Genomic DNA, 22,360 nt, shown 5'->3' on the forward strand with positions numbered 1-22,360 from the left:
TGACGACTATAGCGGCCTGGCACCACCTGATCCCATCCCGAACTCAGAAGTGAAACAGGCCTGCGCCGATGGTAGTGTGGCATTTGCCCATGTGAGAGTAGGTCATCGTCAGACTCTTAATTAGAATTGCCTCGACAGCGTTGCTGTCGGGGCTTTTTTTTGTCTGAAAATCGACCCGCCGGGCAGCGGAACACTGCTCCTCTTACAATACTATGGAAGCCAGATTTCGAAAACACCACCACCTAGATGCCCACCATTGTGGAGCTTGATGTAGCCTGTCCGTTCTCCCTCGCTGTGAAGATCCGCCACCGCAGAAACAAAGAACAGGCCCAGACTTGTGCTGCCCGTGTTGAAGTCCAGGGATTTGAAATTCAGTGTTCCTGTATGCTGCATATTCTCAGGGTAGCCCTCACCGTCATCTTCTACCCCGATAACAAGGAAGCCATCACGTTCGTTGGCCGTTAGCCTGATCCTGGTTTTGGTATACCGGATTGCATTATTGATGGTGTTGTTCAGCGCCCCGGTCAGCAGGTCAGCATCAAAAAAGCCGTTTATCTCGTCAGCTTCAATGGAGCACTTGATATCCAGGCCTTCGAGAAGTGGTGTGTGTCGGGAAAGGTGTTCAGCCAGAAAGTCAGGAACAAAGTGCTCTTCCATGTGTGCAGAAAGGTTGTTTTCGCCAAGCCTGTAAATCCCCAGAAGCTGTACGAGGTCATTGTGTATTCGCTCAGCTTCATACTGGAGTGTGTTGAACCTTGAAGAGTCGTTGAGCTTATCCTCGTTCTCTGCCCTGAGCTCATCCAGGGAATTGAGCAGCATCCCAAGTGAATTTTTCATGTCATGTACGGCCAGAGCGAGAACCATAGAGAAGTCAATATTCCGGTTTTTCATAGGTTCAGTGCCTTCAGTTTGCGTTGTAAAGCAAGGTAACGTCGATATTGTCCGTGATGCTCTGGTAGCCCAGTCAAGTAACCCAAATGCTGCCGGCAGCGTTCAAGCAGATCCTTGTTGCTGGTGTTGTCCTCATACTCTTTCATCAGCACCTGAACCTGGTTGAGGTTCAGGGCAGGGTGGTCCGGTATCATCTCCAGTGCCTTTGTGAAGATGTTTGCGGCCTCCTTGAGGTCGCCCGACTCAAAGGCTTTTATTCCGTCCCGGTTCAGACGACGTGCCTTGACCTTCATGCGAAAGCCGACAGGCTCATCCAGCAAACTTTCAATCTTTCTCAGGGTTGGAGGATTTTCCCTGAACCGTTCAGCCAATTCTCCCAATAACGCCTTGGCCTCCTCGCCGTAGCCGAGGCGGAAGAGCGTTTTTGCATAGTCCAGGCCAGTTTCAACATCAGGAGAAGAGGCGTTTTTCAGTTCCGGGCGAATGCTCTCAAGTATTGCCTCGGCTTTTTGTACTTTCTGCTGGCCTGCGTAGATCCGGCATTGGACAATCTGACTACGAAGAGTGAGGCCATCATCGTCGGTAAATCGCTTCTCCATCTTGCCAAGAACTGAAAAGGCATCGTTTGCAAGTTCGGCCCCTTCTACTCCTGTGTCGCCTTCGCAGAGATCGCAGAGGGTGTGGCTGAGAGCGAGATAGTGCTGTGGGCTATCGTGAATCGAGTGTGTCCCCAGATCCACTGTGCGCTGCCACGCCTTGGCTGCCGTATCCATATCCTGGTTTGACTCGGCCAGCTCAGCCAAGTGCTTTTGCCGGAGCAGTGCATTCGGTGAATAATCAGTCGCACGCTCAAGAATCTTCTGTGCAAGGCCAGGTTTGTTCTGGCGCTCAAGGCCTTCAGCGAGAAGATCGTAGGCTTCCATATAGTCGGGGTGAACAGCAATCAGCTGCTGTAGGCTCTCGACCGCCTCATCGTGGCGATGACTAGCCAACAGCACTCTGCTGCGTCCGAATCGTGCCCAGGAGAGCTCGCGCTGGGAGAGTACATCGTCGTAAATTTTGATGGCGTGAGAAAGATCACCTAGCAGGAAGTAAAGCTCCCCGAGTGTTTTCATGAGCCAGGTTTTATAACGTGGCAATCGAGTGAGAGCCTGCAAGCAGAGAGAAATGGCTTGAGGATAGTTTTCCCGGTCGATTTCACGATTGATCGGAAATAGCGCATTTCGCTGGCTGATCAGGCTGCCCAGGCGTTTTTCCAGCATGGTGCGGTTGATTGGCTTTGTAAGGTAGGCGTCTGGCTGGTACTCACGAGCGCCCATAACCATTTCCTTCGACGTTTCCGAGGTCACCATGAGAAACAGTGATGAGCGCTTGAGAAGCTTCTTGTGCCGAAGTTCTTCCAGAATATGCTGGCCGTTCTTGCCCTCTCCGAGATTGTAGTCACACAGCACCACATCAACGTGATTATAAGTGCAGTACTGCACGGCGGGTCTGGCGTGTGCGACCAGCTCTATGTTGTCGGCGCCACAGCTGCGAAGCATATGACGCATGGAAAGCCGGAAGTTTTCAAAGTCGTCTATCACAAGATAGGCGAGCTTCCCAAATGCGCTTGTGGCAGGCGAGAACTTGTTATCAGGAGTGCTCATGAGCGTTTGTGTTTCAGCAGTTTGTTCACTAAAGCTCTCAGGGCGGCAGGTTTAACTGGCTTGTAGAGAATCTGGTAGCCTCGTTCGATTGCGTCGTCGCGAACGTCCGTCGCCATATATCCGGTGATCAGTATGCCCGGAATGTTATACCCAACTGCGCCGCGTATTGCGTCCATTGCATCCAGCCCATTCTTGTCATCGTCGAGCTGGTAGTCCGCAAGTATCATATCGGGTTGTTGACCGTGCAGCTGTTCCAGTGCGCTTTCGAGGCTTTGAGCCGCTGTTACATCGCATTTCCAGTTGCCGAGAAGAGCCACCATACCCTGCAAGATTGCAGGGTCGTTGTCGATGCAGAGCACACTCAAGCCGCCCAGGCTGGAGACTCGCCGGGAGCTGGTAGCAGTTGTCTCAGAGGTCTGATACGCCTGGTCCGCCGGCGCGAGTGGAACGGTTATCCCAAACACACTGCCTTTACCCTGAACTGACTCGACGCTTACGGGGTGATTCAGCATGCCGCTTATCCGGTCGACGATTGCCAGGCCCAGGCCAAGTCCTTTTTTGTCCCGACCGTGTTGGAAACGCCGGAATTCCTCAAAAATGAAGGCTAGTTGATCTTCGGGTATACCGGGGCCGGTATCCCACACTTCAATGCGCAGATATCCTTTTAGGCGGCGACAACCAAGCAGGATTTTTCCTTCCGGGGTATAGCGTATAGCGTTGGACAGGAAGTTCTGAACAACGCGGCGCAACAGTTTGGCGTCTGACTGAATCCACGCACTGCTGGGCACGACATGAAGCTTCAGACCCTGGTCCTCCGCGATGGCCGTAAAGTCGGTGGCCAGGTGGCGCATAATGTCGTTGATCGGAAACACGCCTATATCTGGCTCCAAGGCTCCTGCATCAAGCTTGGAAATGTCGAGCAGGGTGCTGATGATCTCTTCAGCTGCGCCGAGTGAGCTGTCGATATGATCCACGAGCTCCTTGTTCTCGGCATTGTTGGCCTTCCCGGCAAGCGCGGAGGTAAACAGTCGCGCTGCATTGAGTGGCTGCAGCAGATCGTGGCTTGCTGATGCAAGAAAGCGGGTTTTACTCTGGTTTGCCTGCTCGGCAACGGACTTGGCTTTGAGCATTTGCTCGTTAATAACCTGCAGCTCTTGCGTGCGTTCTTTAACCCGCTGCTCAAGATAGATATTGGTTTCTTTTAGCGCCTGTTCGGTGCGGCGCATCGCCGTAATGTCCTGGAATGTGGTTACATATCCCCCGCCGGGAATCGGGCTGCCATCTACCCGAACGACTGTCCCGTCTGGCCGTTGGCGCTCATAAGAAATGGGTTGCCCTTCGCGCATGCTGGCGTAGTGATTGGTAATGATCTCATCAATACGTCGAGCCGGCAGGTTGGCATTTGTGAGGTTGTAACGCATCAGGTCTTCCGCGGGGCGACCAACTCTTACAAACCCTTTGGGGTAGGTGAAGAGTTCGAGGTAGCGATGGTTCCAGACCACAAGCTGTTGCTGCTGATTGACCACGGAAACACCAAGGCTGATGTTCTCTATGGCTGACTGCAGCAGCTCTCGGCTGAATGTCATGGCCTGTGATGCTTCATCAACAATGCTGACTACATCTTCAATCTGCATGTCGCGACCCGTGAGGGTCGATTCGAGAACCACGCGGGCGGTAGAAGCGCCGATCACCGAAGCAAGCTGGCGCTCTATGTATTTCATCAGATGAGACGAAGCCGGGCGATGCGGGTGAAGTCTTATGGCATTACGCCGCCCGTAATTACGAAAAATGGCTTCGGAACGCTCCTCACCCATGAACCTGTCCGTAAGGGCTTGCAGGTCTGCGGTGAGTATTTCACCCTGCCAGCTCTGGTGCTGAACCGTATCGCCTTTTGGATTTGGGTCGTGAAAGAAAGAAGCTATCTGAATTTTTTCGCGTACCCGTTGGCGGGTAAGTAGCGAGAGCGTTATGTAAACCAGCGTATTGATGCCGAGGCTCCAGACAATGCCATGGCTGGTCTGGTCGAGTTCCAGTCCGAATAATGCGGTTGGCCTTGTCCAGCTCAAGCCCCAGACGCCCTCGTTAATCAGGGAATCGGTAAACCAGCCTGTTGAAGCCAGGGCAGGAAGCAGCAATGTGTAGCACCACATCATGAAACCCAGTCCGAGGCCCCAGGTTGCTCCCGTGGCATTCCCGCGACGCCAGAGGATGCCTCCTACAAGAGCCGGCCCGAATTGAGCGGCTGCGGCAAAGGACAGAAGCCCGAATGACGTCAGGCTGTAGTCCTCACCTGCCATTCGGTAAAAACCGTAGGCCGTAAGTAGAACGACAAAAATGGCGACTCTACGGATGCCCAGCAACAAGGAGCTCAGATCCGTCTGACGGTTCATTCTTGGCCGGAAAAACCTGAGCAGTGCCGGCATGATTATTTCGTTGCTCACCATCGTTGCAATTGCGACGGAGCAGACAATAACCATAGCCGCAGCGGCGGACCCACCACCAAGGAAGGCGAGGATGGCGAGCCATTCTTTCCCGGCCATGATGGGCAACTGCAGAATAAGAATATCCGGATTGCCAGCCATGGCCTCCGAAGCGAGTAGGCCAGCCGCTGCAATAGGTAATACGAAGGCACTGGCCACAATAAGATAGATCGGCATAGCCCAGCGAGCAACTTCGAAATCCCGGGGATCAGCATTCTCGACCACCATAACGTGAAATTGCCGTGGCAGACAGATGATGGCAAGCATGGCAACGAGTGTCTGGGTTATGAATGCCGGAGCCTCAATGGCATCTGTTGTCAGAATGCCAGTCAAGTCTGCTTGCCTTATATTTGTGAGTAGATCGCCAAAGCCATTGTAAAGCCCGTATCCGACAAACAGTCCAACAGCTACGAAAGCAATGAGTTTGATTAGTGACTCGAAGGCGACGGCCTGAATCATGCCACGATGATGTTCTGTGGATTCCAGATGACGGGTGCCGAAAAGCACAGTGAATACAGCCAGGGCCAGGGTTATGTACCATGCGGCATCGTTCCAGGCTGCGGTACCCAGTTGCCCCGCACCAGCAACCAAGCCAGTACCTGTTTCGGATAACACGCTGAATCCCATCGCGATAGCTTTAAGTTGCAGTGCGATGTAAGGCACGCTGCCAATCAGGGCGAAGGCTGCGATCATGGCTGCCAGCAGCTGGGATTTGCCATAGCGGGAGGCAATGAAGTCCGCTATGGACGTGCTGTTATTACGTTTGCTTATGTAAATAATCCGACGCAATAATGGCGCGCCGAAAACGAAAACCAGCAAGGGCCCAAGGTAGATTGGTAGAAATCCGAGGCCTTCCTGCGTAGCCCGGCCTACAGCACCGTAGAATGTCCAGGAGGTGAAGTAGACTGCCAGTGACAGAGAGTAAACCTGTGTTCGTGCCAGACGTTTGCGATAGAGCCCGGGGTGCTTATCACCGGCCCAGGCGATGATAAACAGAATCGAAATGTAGGTAATGGAAATTAAAACCAGCAGCCAGGCACTAATCATATCTATACATTTCCGTCAGGTGGGCGGTTTACCTGGCGCCGTTGCTGAAACATCAGCCGGGGCATACAGCTGAGAACAGTGGATCACTCAGGCTCAGAACCTTGAGGTTATCGACCCGGGGTGTCCCATCAGAGCCGATAGGGACGACCTCACGGGATGCGCAGTTAATGATGTGGACCCTGTGTGAAACTGTGTCGGTCAGCTTCTGTTCAAAACGGTAGAGCGTGAACCGAATGATGTCCGGGTTGCCGGTGTCCTGAGCAATGCTGTCCGTATCCACCGTGGAAAATGCGGTTACGTATGGGTAAACCAGTGACCAGGGGCGCCAGAATATACCTCGGCTTTCTGTACTTACGACCACAGCCTCATCTGGCAGGCGTGACTGCTTATGGTCAAACCAGATGTACTCGCCGTAGATGAGGTAGCCAAGCATACCTGCACCAGCAAATACCGGAATAATCCATTTAGGCGCCATATTGCGGGTAGCGGCCCGAATTGCCAGTGCGATACCGGCAGCGCCCAGTCCACAAAATACGGTGGCGACAAGAGTCCAGAACATAAATGCGTTTCCTTAAAAAAGAACGGGCTTCCTCACTGAGGAAGCCCGTCCAGTAACAACCTGTCAACTCAATGAGTGAATCAGGTCGGATTGTTGCTTAGTGATCTTGAGCTTGTCCGGCACCGCGTGGGTAACGAACGCTCTCAACCAGCTCCTGAATCTCAACGGGCGGCTCTTCAGTCGCATTGGATACAGCGAAGGCTACCGCAAAGTTCACCAAGGCACCAATGGCGCCGATAGACAGCGGAGAGATACCAAGTACCCAGTTCGCCGGAGTATCAGCGAGGTTGGCGGTGCCCGGGATGAAGAACCATCCCTTGTACACGAAGATGTACGTCAGGGTGAACGCCAAGCCGCATAGCATACCCGCGATAGCGCCGGTATTGTTAATGCGTTTGGAGAAGATACCCATCATCAGTGTCGGGAACAGCGAGGCGGCCGCGATACCGAAGGCCAGTGCCACAACCTGTGCCGCGAATCCCGGCGGATTGGCTCCGAGGTATGTCGCTACAACAATTGCAACGGCCATCGAAATTCGAGCTGCCATCAATTCGCCTTTCTCCGTGATGGAGGGATTAATGGAGCCTTTGATCAGGTCGTGACTGATTGCCGAAGATATCGCCAGTAGCAAACCTGCCGCTGTCGACAGTGCTGCGGCGAGACCACCAGCTGCTATCAACCCGATAACCCAGCCGGGCAGGTTGGCAATTTCCGGATTGGCAAGTACCAGAATGTCGCGGTTTACGTCCAGCTCGTTGCCTTCCCAGCCACGAGCGTCGGCTTCAGCCTGGAAGGAGGGTGTATCGTTGTATAGCTGAATGCGACCATCTTCGTTCTTGTCAACGAACTTGATCAGACCCGTCACTTCCCACTCTTTTACCCATTGTGGACGATTGTCATATTCAATCGGCTCAGCCGCGGTTCCATCGGGATAAATGGTTGTCATCAGGTTCAGTCGCGCCATGGACGCAACAGCCGGTGCTGTCAGGTACAGCAGCGCGATGAACACCAGAGCCCAGCCTGCGGACCAGCGCGCATCGGCAACCTTGGGAACGGTGAAGAAGCGAATGATAACGTGGGGAAGACCAGCGGTGCCGATCATCAGCGTCAGAGTGAACAACACCATGTTCAGGTGACTATCAACGTCTGCGGTGTACTCATTGAAGCCTACATCCGTGATGACCTGGTTCAGCTTATCGAGAATCGGCATTCCGGAATCGATATGGGTTGAGAACAGACCCAGCGCTGGAATCGGGTTGCCGGTCAGTTGCAGCGAAATAAACACCGCTGGAATGGTGTAGGCAATGATCAGCACAACGTACTGCGCAACCTGTGTGTAAGTGATGCCTTTCATGCCACCAAGTACTGAGTAGATGAAAACAACAATAGCAGCGATGATCAGGCCTGTGGTGGAATCAACTTCCAGGAAACGTGAGAAGGCGACACCCGCACCGGCCATTTGGCCGATAACGTAGGTGACCGACGCGACAATAAGGCAGATAACCGCAACCAGGCGGGCGTTCTTGCTGTAGAACCGGTCACCGATGAACTCCGGAACCGTGAACTTGCCAAATTTGCGCAGATACGGAGCCAGAAGCATGGCCAGGAGAACATAGCCGCCCGTCCAGCCCATAAGGTAGGCTGAGCTTGCGTATCCGCCGGCAGCAATAATACCTGCCATGGAGATAAAGGATGCCGCAGACATCCAGTCAGCACCAATCGCCATACCGTTGGTGATCGGGTGTACGCCGCCGCCGGCAACGTAGAAGTCCTTTGTGCTTCCGGCCTTGGCCCAGATAGCAATAAGTATGTAGATCAGGAAAGACCCGCCTACAAACATGATATTGATTCCAAATTGGCTCATACGCTTATTCCTCGTCCACGCCGAATTGTTTATCGAGCCTGTTCATGCGCCACGCGTAGTGGAAGATCAAGCCAATGAACGTAAGAATGGAGCCCTGCTGAGCGAACCAGAAGCCCAGGTCCGTGCCGCCGATGGGAATGCCGGCAAGCATGGGGCGCAAAATGATTGCAAAACCGTATGAAACCAGGGCCCAGACAATCAGGCTCCCGAATATAAGGCGAAGATTCGCCTTCCAGTACTTTTCAGCGTCGTAACTATGCCCTGACATAGGATTACTCCTGTCTTGTTGTTGTTGATCTATGGTGGTTTTTTGGTGAGCTGAGCGAGACAGAGAATTTATTATTCATATTAGTACTTCCCCTACTTGTTCTCTTCTACGACTTTACCTGTCAATCGATTTATAGATATTGGCAAAAAGTCTAATTTTGGGGGATTTGCTGTGACAGGCGTCTGTTTTTCAGTGGTTTCAGATACTTAGGTTACATGCGGTGTATGTCTTTCAATCGACGGTGGTACCGCAGTTTGTCGTGCAGTTCCCGGAGGGTTTTAAGGCCGTTTTTGTGGGCTTTGTTCAGGGCAATGAGGACCAGTTCAGCGGTAGCCAGTGCGTCTGAAGCTGCGTGGTGTCTGGCGCTGACTTCCAGGCCAAAATGGTCGGCCCAGTTGTCCAGGCCTTTGCCGTCAGTAAGGGCGTTCGGGAAAAATGCAGGTAAGAGTTCTGCTGCGTCCATCCAGGTATGGTTTTGGGTGTAGCCAAGCTCGGCCTTCAGGGTTTTCTCCAGGAACTTCTGGTCGAATGCCGAGTGGTAGGCAAGTACCGGGTCGCCATTCATCCACTCCAGAAGAAATAGCAGCGCATCCTCGGTTTCATGCCCCTGAGTAAGCGCTTCCGGTCCTATGCCGTGAATCAGTACGGTCTTGGTGATATCCAGCTCAGGGCGCCTCAGGATCAGGTCAAACTGATCGCTGAGGTCAATTGCGCCTCCATTGATTGCGACTGCACCAACGGCAATGACTTCATCCTTGTTTGGGTGTAATCCCGTAGTTTCCAGATCCAGAACAATCAGGCGGCATTCGGAAAGCAGCTGATCGCCCGGAGTTTTGGGGTTAGGCATATTCTCAGGCGCGGTGTTGCCGGTACGGCCAGTACGGCGACGTTCAATCCACTGTCTGATCTGTTCCAACATGGGGCGGCAGCCTGCATTCAGAGTTGGTAGGTAACTTCGAGTTTCTGTTGCAGGCGCTGAGCCTGGCGGAAAGACTCGCGGAGAATGCGCCTGTCCAGCTGGTTCAGGTCGTCCGGATTTATGTAGTTGGTGAGCTCTTCGCCCCGCTCGAGCATTTCCTGGTGTGACCGCATCCGAATGGCCTGAATCAAGCTGTAAGCATCTTTCCATGCAGCGGCGTCTTTTGCGTCAAAGACATTTTTTTGGACGAGTTCGTTCATTCTCTCAAGCGTGTTTGCGCTTTTAACACCGTTGGCCAGCGCGAAAACACGCACTGCCTCAACGAAAGGTGCGAGGCCCTGACGTTTCAGGTCGAGGCCGTGTTTTTTGCCTTCGGACACAAAGCGAAAGTTTCGGAACATTGTCAGCGCCGGTTTTCTCTGGAACGCGTTCCCGGCTAGCATCTTCTGAAACAGGGCGTTCTTGCGAACCCTTGTCGAAACCCTGTCTAGCAGTTCGTCCAAGTGCTCCTTTGGCCCGAACACGGCGCGCATATCCAGGAAAATGGAGGAATACACAAGATTTTGCGGTGTGGACGCGTCAATGAAGCGGATAAACCAGTCATCCCATTCCTGGTCGCTCAGGCACAGCTTGGGGTTGCTGGCCATAATGTTTCCCTTGCACAAGGTAAAACCGCACTCAGCCAGTTCGTCGTTGACTACACGGGCGAACGGCAGCAGCTTTTCCCGGACCTGGTCTTCGGTCATGCCCTCCGGTGTCTGGAACAGTATGCCGTTGTCCTGATCTGTCAGAAGAGTTTGCTCCTGCCGTCCTTCGCTGCCAAACGTCAGCCAGGTGAAGGGAATGCCCGGATCGTTTTTCTTGATGTTGAGCTCAAGTACTCGCCGCACCGTAACGTCATTGAGCGTCGTAATGATTTTCACAACCTGGCCAGAGTCGGCGCCGTGCGCCATCATGGCATCTACCAGCCTGGAGACGTCGGTGCGCAGGCTGACCAGAGTTCGTAAATGCGTTGCGGTACCGATAGTGCGGGCGAGATTAACCAGATCGACTCGCTGCAGGGAGAACAGATCCCGCTCCGACACCATTCCTATCAGCCGGTTGTCTTCATCGACCACGCAAAGGTGTGCGAAGTGATGCTCAGCCATCAGCATTGCTGCATCGAATGCATCCGCCTGCGCTGTCAGGCAGCAAGGATCTTTCGTCATTATCTGGCGAACCGGTGAGTCCAGAGTGCAGGTCTCTTCTGCAATCATGGTGCGCAGGTCGCGTAGCGTAAAAATACCTGTCGGGTGTCGGCTGTCATCGGTAATGACAATACTGCCAACATTGTTTTCATGCATGCGGGCAACGGCCTTACGTATCGGCAAATCCGGAGAACACACAATGGGGTTACGAAGGGCGTAGCGTTCGAGAGGCGTGCTCAGAGAAATACTGGAACCCATGGATGCCATGGCGCCGGTCTGTATGCGCTGGTTAACCTGGTCCAGCAAGCTGCTGACACCGCGTAAACAAAAATCCCGGAATGACTCGCTTTCGGAAATCAGGGTAACAAAGGTGTTCTGCTCTATACTCAGGCAGAAGGTGTCGCCGGCGGCACGGTGCAGTGTGCGGGTGGGGCGTTCACCTATAATGGCGGCTAACGGAAAACACTCTCCCTGGCTGATCTCAAACGTGGTTTCTGTTTTTTCAGCTTTCTCGTTATGCCGCTCGCCACGAATCCGTCCCTGTTTAACAACGTAAAATCTGTGAACGATACCGTCTTCGGCAGAGAGGACGACATCGCCATCTGCATAAAAGCGCAGTGTGGCGTGCTCAGCAAAGTGGGCGAGGTGATCGTCGCCCATGTTGGAAAAGGGCGCATGCGCCTGCAGGAAGCTCATAATAGAACGAGTGTTCTGGGGGCGAGTGGTGTCCTGGTTTGCTGCTGTCATAGCCGGTTCCACTGGATCGTTACTATTGCCAATTATTAGTGTAGTTCACAGTTATGGGTGTTCACTCTACGATTTTGGTCGCAACGTGACGATCATAACATCGCACGATCTTTCCGCTTTCTTTATGGGGAGCGCGCCGGGTGGTAAGGTTCTTTCATTCAAAAGGTTACTTGAAGCACGGCCATGACTACCAAAAATGATCGCCTCAGTTTTCTTGAGGAAATGAAGGATGTCCGGCGCATCCGGAAACCCAATCGCGCCGAGATAACCACCCCCCGTGAACTGACGCCTGGCCACCTGGAGCGTCAGCGTGCTGCCGTGGAAACGCCGCTTAGAGACGCTAACCCGCTCACCTCCGACATTGTCGACCCTTTAACAGCGCATGACATTCTGTGCTGGCAGCGCCCGGGTATTCAGAATGGGGTTTTCCGAAAATTCAGGCTGGGGCAATATCCCATTGAAGCAAGACTGGACCTGCATCGCATGACTGTCGAGCAGGCACGTCGGGACGTATACAGGTTTATTGGTGATTGTGTCCGGTATGGCTTGCGTTCAGTCATCATTCTTCACGGAAAGGGCGAGCGCAATCCGGATGGGGTGGCCCTGCTCAAGAGTTACCTCGCGAAATGGCTGCCAGAGCTTACCGATGTGCTCGCGATTCATTCGGCCCAAAAACACCATGGTGGAACCGGCGCCGTCTATGTCATGGTGCGCAAAGGCGAGCGGGAGAAGCAGCTGAACCGAGAGGCCCAAGAGGGAGGCTAGGGTTGTAGAAACTGCCCGAAACGAAAATGTCGAGTTGGAAATCGTTACGCACAGAGGAATTTTTCATGAAAAAAACAGTATTGATGGTATTTGCGGTTCTGGTTCTGGCTGGCTGTCAGGATCGGGTAATCTGGGATGATAAAGGCAAAGTGGAAGGCGCGACAGAGAACCGGGAAATCTGGGATTCCAATGGAAAAATGAAAACCGGTGAGCGCAAGATCTGGGAGAATAAAGACGGCGAGAAGGTTGTCAAGTAAGGCCTTGTCAGGAAGCTGGCGCATAGGTTCAACACCAGACAAAACAACGAGCCCGGTGAAAAGAGTCCGGATGAATGGCGGGAGAGAGCAGGAATGGCACTGAGCCTTACAGTTAACGGCGAGCATCGCTCGCTGGACATTGAGGGTGATACCCCCCTTTTGTGGGTATTACGTGATGAGCTGGGGCTTAAGGGCACCAAGTTTGGTTGTGGTGTTGGCCTTTGCGGGGCTTGCACTGTGCACCTGAATGGGCAGCCGGTGCGCTCCTGCTCAACATTGCTGGAATCTGCAGCCGGTGGTGAAGTGACCACAATAGAAGGTCTGGCAGAGGGTGGTCAGCTGCATGCGCTGCAAGAAGCCTGGATTGCTGAAGGTGTGCCGCAATGTGGCTATTGTCAGTCGGGCCAGATAATGAGTGCCGCTCACCTTTTGGCAACCAACCCGGCGCCTGCCCGGGACGATATTGTGGCGGCCATGACTGGCAATCTTTGCCGGTGTGGTACCTACTCGCGCATCATAGCTGCGGTTGAATCGGTGGCTGGAAGCTCTTCAATGGAAAACTCTCTGGCCTACGATGCGGCAGCTGCCAGGGAGCTAAGCTGATATGGCGATGAACAGACGCGACTTTCTCAAAGTAAGTGCTGGCACATCTGGCTCCCTGATGCTCTCCCTTTCTCTCCCTGGCTGTTCCGGAATGCAGACCGGGTACACGCAGGAAACCGGTGAATGGAAGCCAGACGCCTGGCTTGAGATCACGGATAACGACGAGATTCATTTCACTTTGGCCCGGGTCGAGATGGGGCAGGGCGTCTACACCGGGCTTACAACCCTCATTGCGGAAGAGCTGGAAGTTGATCCGGGGGCTATCACTCCCAGGTTTGCGCCTGTGGCGCCCGAATACCGCAACCCCTTTTACAAGCTGCAACTTACTGGCGGCAGTACCAGTATTGCGACGAGTTGGGAGCCACTGCGCACGGCAGGAGCGTCGGCGCGGCAAATGCTCATTTTGGCGGCAGCGAGAGTATGGCAGGTGGATGCAACCGAGTGCTCAGCGCGCCAGGGCCGCGTAATTCACCCCAATGGGCTGGACTCCATGCGCTACGGGCAGCTGGTGGAGTTGGCGTCGAAAGAAGTCATCCGCGGTGATATCGCACTGAAACCGGCCAGCAAGTGGAAGTACATAGGCAATCAGGCGGGTAAGCTTGATGCCCGCGCCAAGTCTACTGGCACAGCGGTTTACGGCATAGATGTTGAGCTTCCCGGCATGGTTTACGGTGTGGTAAGCCGCCCGCCCCGATACGGTGCGCGGGTCCAGGCCTTTAATGACAGTGAAGTCCGCGCCATGCCGGGTGTTCTTGATGTGTTTGAAATCGAGCGCGGTGTCGCGATTGTTGCCGACAAATACTGGCGAGCCAGAAAAGCTCAGGATGTGCTGAAAGCCGAATGGGATAATGCGGATGCGTTGTCGCTTTCCACCGACGAGGTATTTGCTTCCTACCGACGGGCAGCCGGTGAAGATCCCGGCGAGTCCGAGCGTAGCGAAGGTGATTATGATGCCGCTGCTGGCGCAGCCGGGAAAATTTTTGAAGCGGAATACAGTCAGCCCTATCTCGCGCACTCAACCCTGGAGCCCATGAATGCCACGGCGTGGTACCGCGATAATAGCATCGAAGTCTGGGCGCCGACTCAGGCTCCCGATCTCGGCCGTATTGCTGCCGCCCGGGTAACAGACCTTGCTCCAGGTGATGTCACGATTAACACCACCTTTCTCGGTGGCGGATTTGGCCGTCGCCTGACTCAGGATTACATCGAAGAAGCTGCGGCGGTCGCTTACCGGGTCAAGAAACCGGTTAAGATAATCTGGTCGCGGGAAGAGGATACGCAGCATGATCTGTATCGCCCGGCCATGCTGCACCGTATGCAGGCCGGCCTGGATGGCAATCAGCTGACAGGTTGGCATCATCAAATCGTCGGCCCGCAGCTGCTGGACTGGTATGTTCGAAACGCTGCGCCAGCACAGTATCCCTGGGCGCCCAAGTTCATGTACGACACCCTGGGTAAAGTTGGCTTGCTTGCCGAAGGTATTGCAACGCCCAAGGACATGTCCGCCATTGAAGGGGCCATAGAGTACCCCTACAACGTGGGCAATATAGATATCCGTCACACCCATACCGATCCCGGTGTACCGGTGACCTTTTGGCGGTCAGTGGGTTACTCGCACAATGGTTTTGCCGTTGAAACCTTTATGGACGAACTGGCTCACGAAACCGGAGAAGATCCCTATCAGTTCCGCCGCAAACTGCTGACGGGCCAACCCCGGCACCTGGAAGTGCTCGATAGAGCGGTGCGACTAGCGGGCTGGGATACGCCTGTTGTGGAAGGTCGCGGGCGAGGCATAGCCTTGTTCAAGAGCTTTGGAACCTTTGTCGCGCAGGTGGTAGAAGCCGGCGTGGAGAATGGAACCATCAAGGTTTATAAGGTGGCTTGTGCGGTGGATTGTGGCCAAGTGGTTAACCCGCGGATTGTGGAAGACCAGATCGAGGGTGGAATCATCTTCGGGCTGACAGCCGCGCTGTACGGCGAGATAACCTTCGAGAATGGCCAGGTGAAGCAGAGCAACTTCCACGATTATCCGCTGATGCGACAGTATGAACTGCCTGAAGTAACGGTGGATATCGTTCAGAGCACTGAAGCTCCAACAGGGGTCGGCGAGCCTGGTGTACCTCCAGTTATTCCAGCTTTGGGCAATGCGTTGTTCGCTCTGACAGGCAAGCGCCAGCGCAGTTTGCCGTTGAAAGCCGATGCTTGATACCTCAGCTGCACTGGTGGCCGGCGGCCATGAATCGGTAATTAGAGATGTTCTGTCATGGCTTGAACAGGGCAGGCGTGTGTGGTTATGCACGATTGTGGAAACCTGGGGCTCATCACCCCGCCCAGCAGGCTCCTGGCTGGCGGTGAGTGACTCGGGGCAATGGAGTGGCTCTGTATCTGGCGGCTGTCTGGAAGAAGATCTCCTGCGCCGCACCGCCCAAGATGGCGCTGCTTACCCGGTCGTCATCGATTACGGCATTACCGATAACGACCGTGATGATTTTCGGCTGCCCTGCGGCGGTCGTATCCGGTTGCTGGTAGAGCCGTTAGGCGACGCATCGACTCAAAACAGCGCAGCCATTGAACATGTGCGTCAGCTGGCGGAAGCTTTGATCCATCGTAAGCCAGTGTCGCGCCAGGTCAGCCTGCAAGGTGCTGTGGCACTGGAGGCGGCATCTGCTACTCGCCCGGGTGTTGTATTTGATGGAAACGAGCTGTTTCACACTTTGCAGCCGGAGTGCAGGTTGCTGCTGATCGGGGCCGGAGAGGTAGCGCGCTACGTGGCTGAATTTGCGACCGCCGCTGACTTTACCGTTACTCTCTGTGAACCCAGGGAAACATTCGCATCTGGCTGGGGGCACCAGTACCTGCCTCTCGACCGGCACTTGCCGGACGATCTTGTAGCAGAGTCTTTTAGCGATACCTGGTGCGGTGTGTTGGCATTGGCCCATGATCCGCGAATAGATGATATGGGCTTGCTGGCGGCATTGCAGTCGCCGGCGTTTTATGTGGGTGCCATGGGTTCAGTAAGAACATCTGAGGCCCGGCGTGAGCGCCTGGCATCGCTGGGGCTTGAAGAGGCGGCTTTACAGCGTTTACGGGCACCGATTGGCATAGATATTCCCAGCAAAACTCCCGCAGAAATTGCCATTTCCGTTGTTGCTGATCTGATTGCGGCGCGGCATCATTTGCGAACAACCCACGAGCCAGGCTCTTCACATTCTGGAAAGTAAAACCGTGTTTGATGTTAACCGATACGCCGTTATTGCCGAATCCATAGTGGATGCCGGGCGCTTCCTGTACAGACGCGGCTGGTCGCCGGCCACAAGCAGCAACTATTCCGCCCGTATAGATCACGAGCACGTTGCCATTACCGTATCTGGCCGCCACAAGGGTCAGTTGGGTGCAGGTGATGTCATGGTGGTCGATCTTGAGGGCAGGCCAGTGCAAAGTGATTGTCGTGCCTCTGCAGAGACCTTGCTGCATACGGCTTTGTATCAGGTGTTCCCGAACGTCGGGGCAGTCTTGCATACGCACTCTGTTAACGCGACCGTGTTGAGCCGGCTTGTGCCTGCGGGGGAACTTCTTACCTTTGAGGGCTACGAACTGCAAAAGGCCTTCGACGGCGTTGAAACCCATGAGTCAGCGGTGACAGTTCCGGTTTTTGAAAACACCCAGAATATCGAAACGTTGGCGGGAGAAACCCGGGAATGGTTTATGAAACACCCTGAGCAGCCCGGCTATCTGATTCGTGGGCACGGACTCTACACTTGGGGTAAAACCATGTCCGATTGCCTGCGGCATGTGGAGGCCTTTGAATTTCTGTTTGAATGTGAACTTGCAACCATGAGGGTTCGCCCATGACGACTTTGAGTGTTTTTGACGCACATAACCCGGACGCGGCTCCGACAGTAACCGATGACTCTGAAGAGATTGGCCGGTTGCTGCAAGGCAAAGGTATTCGCTTCGAGCGCTGGCCAACCCAGGATTTACCGGCGGAGGCAGCTCCTGAGCAGATTCTGGCAGCCTACAGCCGGGAGATTGCAAAGCTGAAGGCCGAGAGTGGTTTTCAAACCGCCGATGTGGTGACCCTGAATCCGGATAATCCGCAGAAAGAGGCTTTCCGGAAGAAGTTTCTGGATGAGCACACCCACAGTGAAGACGAGGTGCGTTTTTTCGTGCGCGGGCAGGGCATATTTTATCTGCACCTTGGCGATCAGGTGTTTGCGGTTTTGTGCCAGAAAAACGATCTGATCAGCGTGCCTGAAGGCACCCGGCACTGGTTTGATATGGGGCCGGAACCGGAGTTTACCTGTATTCGTCTGTTTACCAATCCTGAAGGCTGGGTCGCTGATTTTACCGGCGAAGATATTGCCGGGCGCCTGCCGCGCTTGGAGGAACTGGAAGGAGCAGCCCTATGATCCGGGTTATTCTTACGGATATTGAAGGCACAACCAGCTCGATCTCCTTTGTGCACGATGTGCTGTTCCCCTACGCCGCTGAGCACTTGCCGGGGTTTATCCGCGAACATCGGGATAAACCGGAAGTGTCGGAACAGCTGGATGCAGTGGCAGAAGAGTCCGGAGCAGAACGTGAGGATGCCGAGGCATTGATCGAAACGCTGCAGGGGTGGATTCGCGAAGACCGCAAGGCCACATCGCTCAAAGCGATTCAGGGCATGGTCTGGGAACAGGGGTATCAACAGGGTGAGCTTAAAGGTCATATCTACGAAGATGCTGCACAGTATCTGCAGCACTGGCACGATCGTGGTCTGCGTTTATACGTTTACTCGTCCGGTTCGGTAAAAGCCCAGAAGCTGATTTTTGGCTTTACCACGGCCGGCGATTTGACACCCTTTTTCTCCGGCTATTTCGATACCCGAATTGGCGGCAAGAAAGAACCGGAAGCCTATCGTAATATTCTCAGTGAACTTGGTGTAGAAGCCAGAACGGTTCTGTTCCTCTCGGATGTTGAAGCTGAACTCGAAGCCGCTGAGGCCGCTGGGATGAAAACCGCCTGGCTGATCCGGGATGGAGGATTACCGGAGACCAATCGCTTTGCTGCCCGGAATTTCGCCGAAGTGGACGCTGCTCTGCTGCAAAAGCGGTAGCCGTTCGCCAGCCAATGCGGCTGGTGCCAGGAGGTAAACATGTCAGCAATCCGATCTGCCAGACTGCTTGCCTCCGCTCTGGTCGTGTTGCTGCTGGCGGGTTGCAACCCCTTCTCAGATGCCCGCCCGATGATGGATGAATATGTTGAGCGGGTTGGCCGAGTGCTGGACGCTGAACCAGTGTTTTCTGAGATTCCCGCTGCACAGACAATGCCGAGGCGTCGTAACCGTGTGCTGCCAATGCCTGAGCTGGAATTGGGTATGCTGGATTTTCTGTCACTATACGGTTGCGAGCTGCAATACGTGGTGGGCGAGAAAAACTCCGTTATGGGCAAGGTGATGCAGCCCCTCAATCGCCTGCGCTATGAGGTTCGCTTTATTCGCACCGCCGGCGACTGTCTGGAAACGGTCGAGGATGAAGAGCTTCAGGGTGTTTTAAAGCAGGCCATTTCCAGTAAGCGCGAAACACTGCCAATTGCCATCTGGAACGCAACCTGGGGCGTCGAGGAAGCGGAAACACTGTTCACGTTCGCAAAGGGTGAGTACCCGGTTGAGGTTAACGACCTACTCTCGGATCTTGCCCGGGATGCGGGCCGGCTAAACAAAACAGTGGCGGCGCTTCTGGAGCAGAATCTTGATGTGGATCTGGGTTTCTGGGATGAGGTGCACCAACGCTGGCAGGCGGAATACCGGGCGGGCCAGTTGATCAACAGCGCCCGGTTGGTGGCTGTGCGCCTAGGGGATGCAACGCGTGTTATGCGCCAGCGACTGGATGACCGTCCCCTATGCCTTAACGGCAAGCCAAATAACCAATCTGATATCGTTCAGGGTATGTTTTTCAGCGTCTATATCGGGAAAGTTCAGCCTTACCTCGCCGACCTGCGGCGTGCCCGTACGGACCTGATAGAACCCTTATCCGAGTTGGCGTCCATGCAGGCTGATGTTATGCCTGAGCATTTTCAGGCATGGTATCAGTCCGCGCTAGCTCTGGAAGGCCGCGAAAGTGTGTGGGCGAACCTGAATGCTGCGGTGGAGAGTCATACCAAAGGCTGGCAGGCACTGCTGGAACAATGCGGGTTGAGGCCTGGGGCATAACCCAAAGTGGCTCTTTACAGTATTCTCTAAAGTACTCTTCAAAGCATTCTTCACAGCATTCTGCGATCAGCGCTGGCTTTCTGGTGTTACCCTGAGTATTTCCTCGACGGTGGTCAGGCCGCTAGCTACTTTTTGTGCGCCGCTCAGGCGCAGTGATTTCATGCCCTCCCGGTAGGCGTTCAGCCGCAGCTGTTCCAGTTCGCATTGATCGGTGATCTGGCTTGTTAGTGCGCCTGAAAGCGTCATGATTTCATACACCCCTGCACGGCCAAGATAACCCGTATTGCGGCATTCCAGGCAGCCAACCGGCTTGTGGAACTGTTTTGGCGCGGGTGCTTTCCAGGGCCTTGTCAGAGTTTGCCACGCCTGAATGTCGACCGGGGCCGGCGCTTTGCAGTGGGGGCACAGGGTTCGAACGAGGCGCTGAGCCATAACTCCCAGCACGGTTGCACGAATCAGATACGGCGGAATGCCCAGTTCCATCATTCGGGTCAAAGCGCTTGGTGCATCGTTTGTGTGCAGTGTGGAGAGCACAAGATGCCCGGTCAGTGCTGCCTGCACCGCCATTTCGGCGGTTTCAAGATCGCGGATTTCGCCAATCATGATTATGTCCGGATCCTGTCTCAGCAGAGCCCGCACACCGGTGGCAAAGGTCAGGTCGATATTCGTCTGGACCTGCATCTGGTTGAAAGCAGGCTCAACCATCTCGATGGGATCTTCAATGGTGCATACATTCAATTCGGCAGAGGCGATCTGTTTCAGCGTGGAATACAGGGTGGTGGTTTTGCCGGAACCCGTAGGGCCAGTTACCAACACAATCCCGTGGGGCTTTGAGGTTGCTTCCTGCCAACGCTCCCGGTCTTCGCGGCTGAACCCCAGTTGTTCGTAGGATTTCAGCAGCACATCCGGGTCAAATATCCGCATTACCATTTTTTCCCCGAACGCCGTCGGCATGGTGGCCAGGCGCAGCTCGACTTCTTTGTTGTCGGGCTTCCGGGTTTTCAGACGACCATCTTGTGGCCGGCGTTTTTCAGCGACGTTCAACCGCCCCAGAATCTTGAGCCGGCTGGTAATGGCCATGCCCACATGTTCGGGAAACTCGTAAACACTGTGCAGTACACCATCAATCCGGAAGCGGATGTGGGTCAGTGTGCGGCGTGGCTCAATGTGAATGTCGGATGCGCGCTGATCGAACGCATACTGCAGCAGCCAGTCGACAATGCGCACAACATGATGGTCGTTGGCGTCTGCGCTTTCCCCGGCGCCCAGTTCCAGTAATTGCTCCAGATTCTGGTGGCCTGCGTTGTTGCCCGGTGCCTGGCCGCCGCTGGCTTTGTTGACAGAATTCGCGAGCTGGTAGAACTCGATGGAGTAACGGCGGATGTCTTCAGGGTTCGCGACTACCCTGCGGATATCCTTGCGCAAGGCCTGGCGCAGGTTACCTTCCCAGTCACTTTTGAAGGGTTCAGCACTGGCTATCAGGATTTCTTCCTGCCCGATCTCTACAGCCAGAATGCCGTGGCGTTGGGCGAATGCGTACGACATGACCCGGGCAATCGCCGGCGTGTCTATTTTCAGTGGATCTATGTGGTAATAGGATTGACCGGCCCAGCCCGCCAGCCACTGTGTCAATCGTTCGAGGTCAAGAGTCCTGCCGCTGTTTTCACTGGTGAGAGCCGCAATTGCCACCAGCTCCAGAGGGTGACGTTTTGCTGCCTGGTTGCCGGCGGCGCCGAGGTTGGCAGAAAGCACTCGTTCTGCATTGTCCTGGCTGATTTCGCCATCGGTGACCAGTGCCGTGCAGATATCCCGCAGGGTCAGCGTGCTTCTTGGTGGCGCAGGAGACCGCGATGGATGCGCTGTTTTGTGGGGCTCGGGCATAAACTACCACTTTCCTGTGCTGGAGTATTTCAGCCTGTCACTGGCCGGTTCACTTTGAGATGAACCATTGCCATGGTAAACAACAGGAGCGTGAGTAACATCAGAACGACCGGGCCTGGTGCACCTTCGCTGAGCCAGGCAGAAACCACCGCCTGGGTGAAGTAAAAGATCACCACGAAAGATAGCCAGATATAGCCGCGATTATTGCCTCGAAACACAGGTATAACCAATGCAAGCAGCGGAATCAGCTTGACTGAAAGGATCAGCGTCAGCGAAACCCCTTCGACTGGTGCAGGATAAAAGGTTGTAATCAACAAGGTGGCCAGAACAGCCAGATAAAGAAACTGGGTTGCCCGAGCTGTGTGGCGGGCTTTGGGATTGTGGAGCATTGTCGGATTCCAGAAGAAAAAGTATAGAGAGCTTTACGTGGCGCGGCCGTGTTTGTGTCAGTCTGCCAGCTTGAACGCCAGATTTGCCAGACGTTCGCCAAAGAGCTGGCAGAGCGCCTTTTCATGTTTGCTCAGGGGCTGCTGTTCAGCGGTTCCGGCCCAGTGCGAAGGGCCGTATGGCGTGCCCCCAGTTGTTGTTTCGCTCAAATTCGTATCGGTGTAGGGCAGGCCGCACAACAGCATACCGTGGTGAAGCAGTGGCATCATCATGGTCAGGAGGGTGGTCTCCTGGCCTCCGTGCAGACTTCCGGTTGAGGTAAATGCACCTGCCGGTTTACCGACCAGTGCTCCCCCAAGCCAGAGATCACCGGTGGTGTCCAGAAAATGCTTCAGAGGCGCTGCCATATTGCCAAATCGGGTTGGACTGCCGATAGCCAGGCCGGCGCAATTAGCCAGGTCTGACTTGCTTGCGTAGGGCGCTCCCCCATCCGGAACCGAAGGCAACGAGGCTTCCGTATCGGGCGAGACCATGGGAACTGAGCGCAGCCTTGCTTCGATGCCATTCACTCTTGCGACCCCCCGGCCTATCTGGGTTGCCAATTCCGCAGTCTGCCCGTTGCGGCTGTAATAGAGAATCAGAACATAGGGCAGTTGCTCAGGCATT

At 54.6% G+C, this 22,360-nt stretch carries 20 protein-coding genes and 1 rRNA gene; 10 read left to right on the forward strand and 11 right to left on the reverse strand.

Going from position 1 to position 22,360, the window contains the following annotated elements:
* Positions 1-114, forward strand: a 5S ribosomal RNA gene (gene rrf / locus FFI90_RS19095); the annotation flags it as partial.
* A gap of 96 nt (positions 115-210) precedes the next feature.
* Here the strand turns inward: rrf and FFI90_RS19100 are convergent.
* The 8 genes from FFI90_RS19100 to FFI90_RS19135 form a co-directional block, all read right to left on the reverse strand.
* Positions 211-891, reverse strand: a complete 681-nt coding sequence (locus FFI90_RS19100) for a sensor histidine kinase (RefSeq protein WP_144780357.1) — start codon at positions 889-891, stop codon at positions 211-213.
* Positions 888-2,537, reverse strand: a complete 1,650-nt coding sequence (locus tag FFI90_RS19105; RefSeq protein WP_144780358.1) for a tetratricopeptide repeat-containing response regulator — start codon at positions 2,535-2,537, stop codon at positions 888-890. The genes FFI90_RS19100 and FFI90_RS19105 overlap by 4 nt, the downstream gene beginning before the upstream one ends.
* Entirely contained in the window at positions 2,534-6,064 is a 3,531-nt protein-coding gene (locus tag FFI90_RS19110) for a hybrid sensor histidine kinase/response regulator (protein WP_144780359.1), read from the reverse strand. Before FFI90_RS19110 ends, FFI90_RS19105 begins: the two co-directional genes overlap by 4 nt.
* A 52-nt stretch (positions 6,065-6,116) precedes the next feature.
* Positions 6,117-6,623, reverse strand: coding sequence for a hypothetical protein (locus tag FFI90_RS19115; RefSeq protein ID WP_144780360.1), 507 nt, complete (start codon positions 6,621-6,623; stop codon positions 6,117-6,119).
* A 97-nt stretch (positions 6,624-6,720) separates the two neighbouring features.
* Complete coding sequence (locus FFI90_RS19120; protein ID WP_144780361.1) at positions 6,721-8,487, reverse strand: sodium:solute symporter family protein; 1,767 nt, start codon at positions 8,485-8,487, stop codon at positions 6,721-6,723.
* A 4-nt stretch (positions 8,488-8,491) separates the two neighbouring features.
* Positions 8,492-8,755 carry a DUF4212 domain-containing protein gene (locus FFI90_RS19125; RefSeq protein ID WP_144780362.1) on the reverse strand — a complete coding sequence of 88 codons (264 nt, stop codon included), beginning with the start codon at positions 8,753-8,755 and terminating at the stop codon, positions 8,492-8,494.
* Positions 8,756-8,966: 211 nt separating this feature from the next.
* On the reverse strand, positions 8,967-9,674 hold the full coding sequence (locus FFI90_RS19130; RefSeq protein WP_144780363.1) for a 3'-5' exonuclease: 708 nt from the start codon (positions 9,672-9,674) through the stop codon (positions 8,967-8,969).
* A 17-nt stretch (positions 9,675-9,691) separates the two neighbouring features.
* A complete protein-coding gene (locus FFI90_RS19135; RefSeq protein WP_144780364.1) occupies positions 9,692-11,608 on the reverse strand; it encodes a putative nucleotidyltransferase substrate binding domain-containing protein in 1,917 nt (638 codons plus the stop codon).
* A 183-nt stretch (positions 11,609-11,791) separates the two neighbouring features.
* Here FFI90_RS19135 and smrA point away from each other — a divergent pair, with 183 nt between their 5' ends.
* The 9 genes from smrA (at position 11,792) to FFI90_RS19180 (ending at position 19,426) form a co-directional block, all read left to right on the forward strand.
* Complete coding sequence (smrA, locus tag FFI90_RS19140) at positions 11,792-12,373, forward strand: DNA endonuclease SmrA (protein ID WP_144780365.1); 582 nt, start codon at positions 11,792-11,794, stop codon at positions 12,371-12,373.
* Between the two features lie 65 nt (positions 12,374-12,438).
* Positions 12,439-12,630 (forward strand): membrane lipoprotein lipid attachment site-containing protein, encoded by a 192-nt coding sequence (locus FFI90_RS19145; RefSeq protein WP_144780366.1) that lies wholly within the window; start codon positions 12,439-12,441, stop codon positions 12,628-12,630.
* Positions 12,631-12,723: 93 nt separating this feature from the next.
* The gene (locus FFI90_RS19150; protein ID WP_144780367.1) at positions 12,724-13,233 is read left to right on the forward strand and encodes a (2Fe-2S)-binding protein; all 510 of its coding nucleotides are present in this window, start codon (positions 12,724-12,726) and stop codon (positions 13,231-13,233) included.
* 1 nt (position 13,234) lies between these two features.
* Positions 13,235-15,439: a xanthine dehydrogenase family protein molybdopterin-binding subunit gene (locus FFI90_RS19155; RefSeq protein WP_144780368.1), complete on the forward strand. Its 2,205-nt coding sequence runs from the start codon at positions 13,235-13,237 to the stop codon at positions 15,437-15,439.
* Complete coding sequence (locus FFI90_RS19160) at positions 15,432-16,454, forward strand: XdhC family protein (RefSeq protein ID WP_144780369.1); 1,023 nt, start codon at positions 15,432-15,434, stop codon at positions 16,452-16,454. The genes FFI90_RS19155 and FFI90_RS19160 overlap by 8 nt, the downstream gene beginning before the upstream one ends.
* Before the next feature lie 4 nt (positions 16,455-16,458).
* Positions 16,459-17,085, forward strand: a complete 627-nt coding sequence (locus FFI90_RS19165) for a methylthioribulose 1-phosphate dehydratase (RefSeq protein ID WP_144780370.1) — start codon at positions 16,459-16,461, stop codon at positions 17,083-17,085.
* The gene (locus FFI90_RS19170) at positions 17,082-17,642 is read left to right on the forward strand and encodes a 1,2-dihydroxy-3-keto-5-methylthiopentene dioxygenase (RefSeq protein ID WP_144780371.1); all 561 of its coding nucleotides are present in this window, start codon (positions 17,082-17,084) and stop codon (positions 17,640-17,642) included. The genes FFI90_RS19165 and FFI90_RS19170 overlap by 4 nt, the downstream gene beginning before the upstream one ends.
* Positions 17,639-18,331: an acireductone synthase gene (gene mtnC, locus FFI90_RS19175; RefSeq protein WP_144780372.1), complete on the forward strand. Its 693-nt coding sequence runs from the start codon at positions 17,639-17,641 to the stop codon at positions 18,329-18,331. The genes FFI90_RS19170 and mtnC overlap by 4 nt, the downstream gene beginning before the upstream one ends.
* Before the next feature lie 39 nt (positions 18,332-18,370).
* Positions 18,371-19,426: a DUF3080 domain-containing protein gene (locus FFI90_RS19180; protein WP_144780373.1), complete on the forward strand. Its 1,056-nt coding sequence runs from the start codon at positions 18,371-18,373 to the stop codon at positions 19,424-19,426.
* Positions 19,427-19,492: 66 nt separating this feature from the next.
* Here FFI90_RS19180 and tfpB read toward each other — a convergent pair whose 3' ends face one another.
* From tfpB to wrbA, 3 genes are read right to left on the reverse strand one after another with little or no spacing between them, the layout of a single operon-like run.
* On the reverse strand, positions 19,493-21,307 hold the full coding sequence (tfpB, locus tag FFI90_RS19185) for a type IV pilus assembly ATPase TfpB (RefSeq protein WP_144780374.1): 1,815 nt from the start codon (positions 21,305-21,307) through the stop codon (positions 19,493-19,495).
* A gap of 29 nt (positions 21,308-21,336) precedes the next feature.
* Positions 21,337-21,696, reverse strand: a complete 360-nt coding sequence (locus FFI90_RS19190) for a DUF2069 domain-containing protein (RefSeq protein WP_144780375.1) — start codon at positions 21,694-21,696, stop codon at positions 21,337-21,339.
* A 57-nt stretch (positions 21,697-21,753) separates the two neighbouring features.
* Entirely contained in the window at positions 21,754-22,359 is a 606-nt protein-coding gene (gene wrbA, locus FFI90_RS19195) for an NAD(P)H:quinone oxidoreductase (RefSeq protein ID WP_144780376.1), read from the reverse strand.
* Position 22,360 lies beyond the last annotated feature (1 nt).

It is taken from the genome of Marinobacter maritimus, from assembly GCF_007671675.1.
GTDB lineage: Bacteria > Pseudomonadota > Gammaproteobacteria > Pseudomonadales > Oleiphilaceae > Marinobacter > Marinobacter maritimus.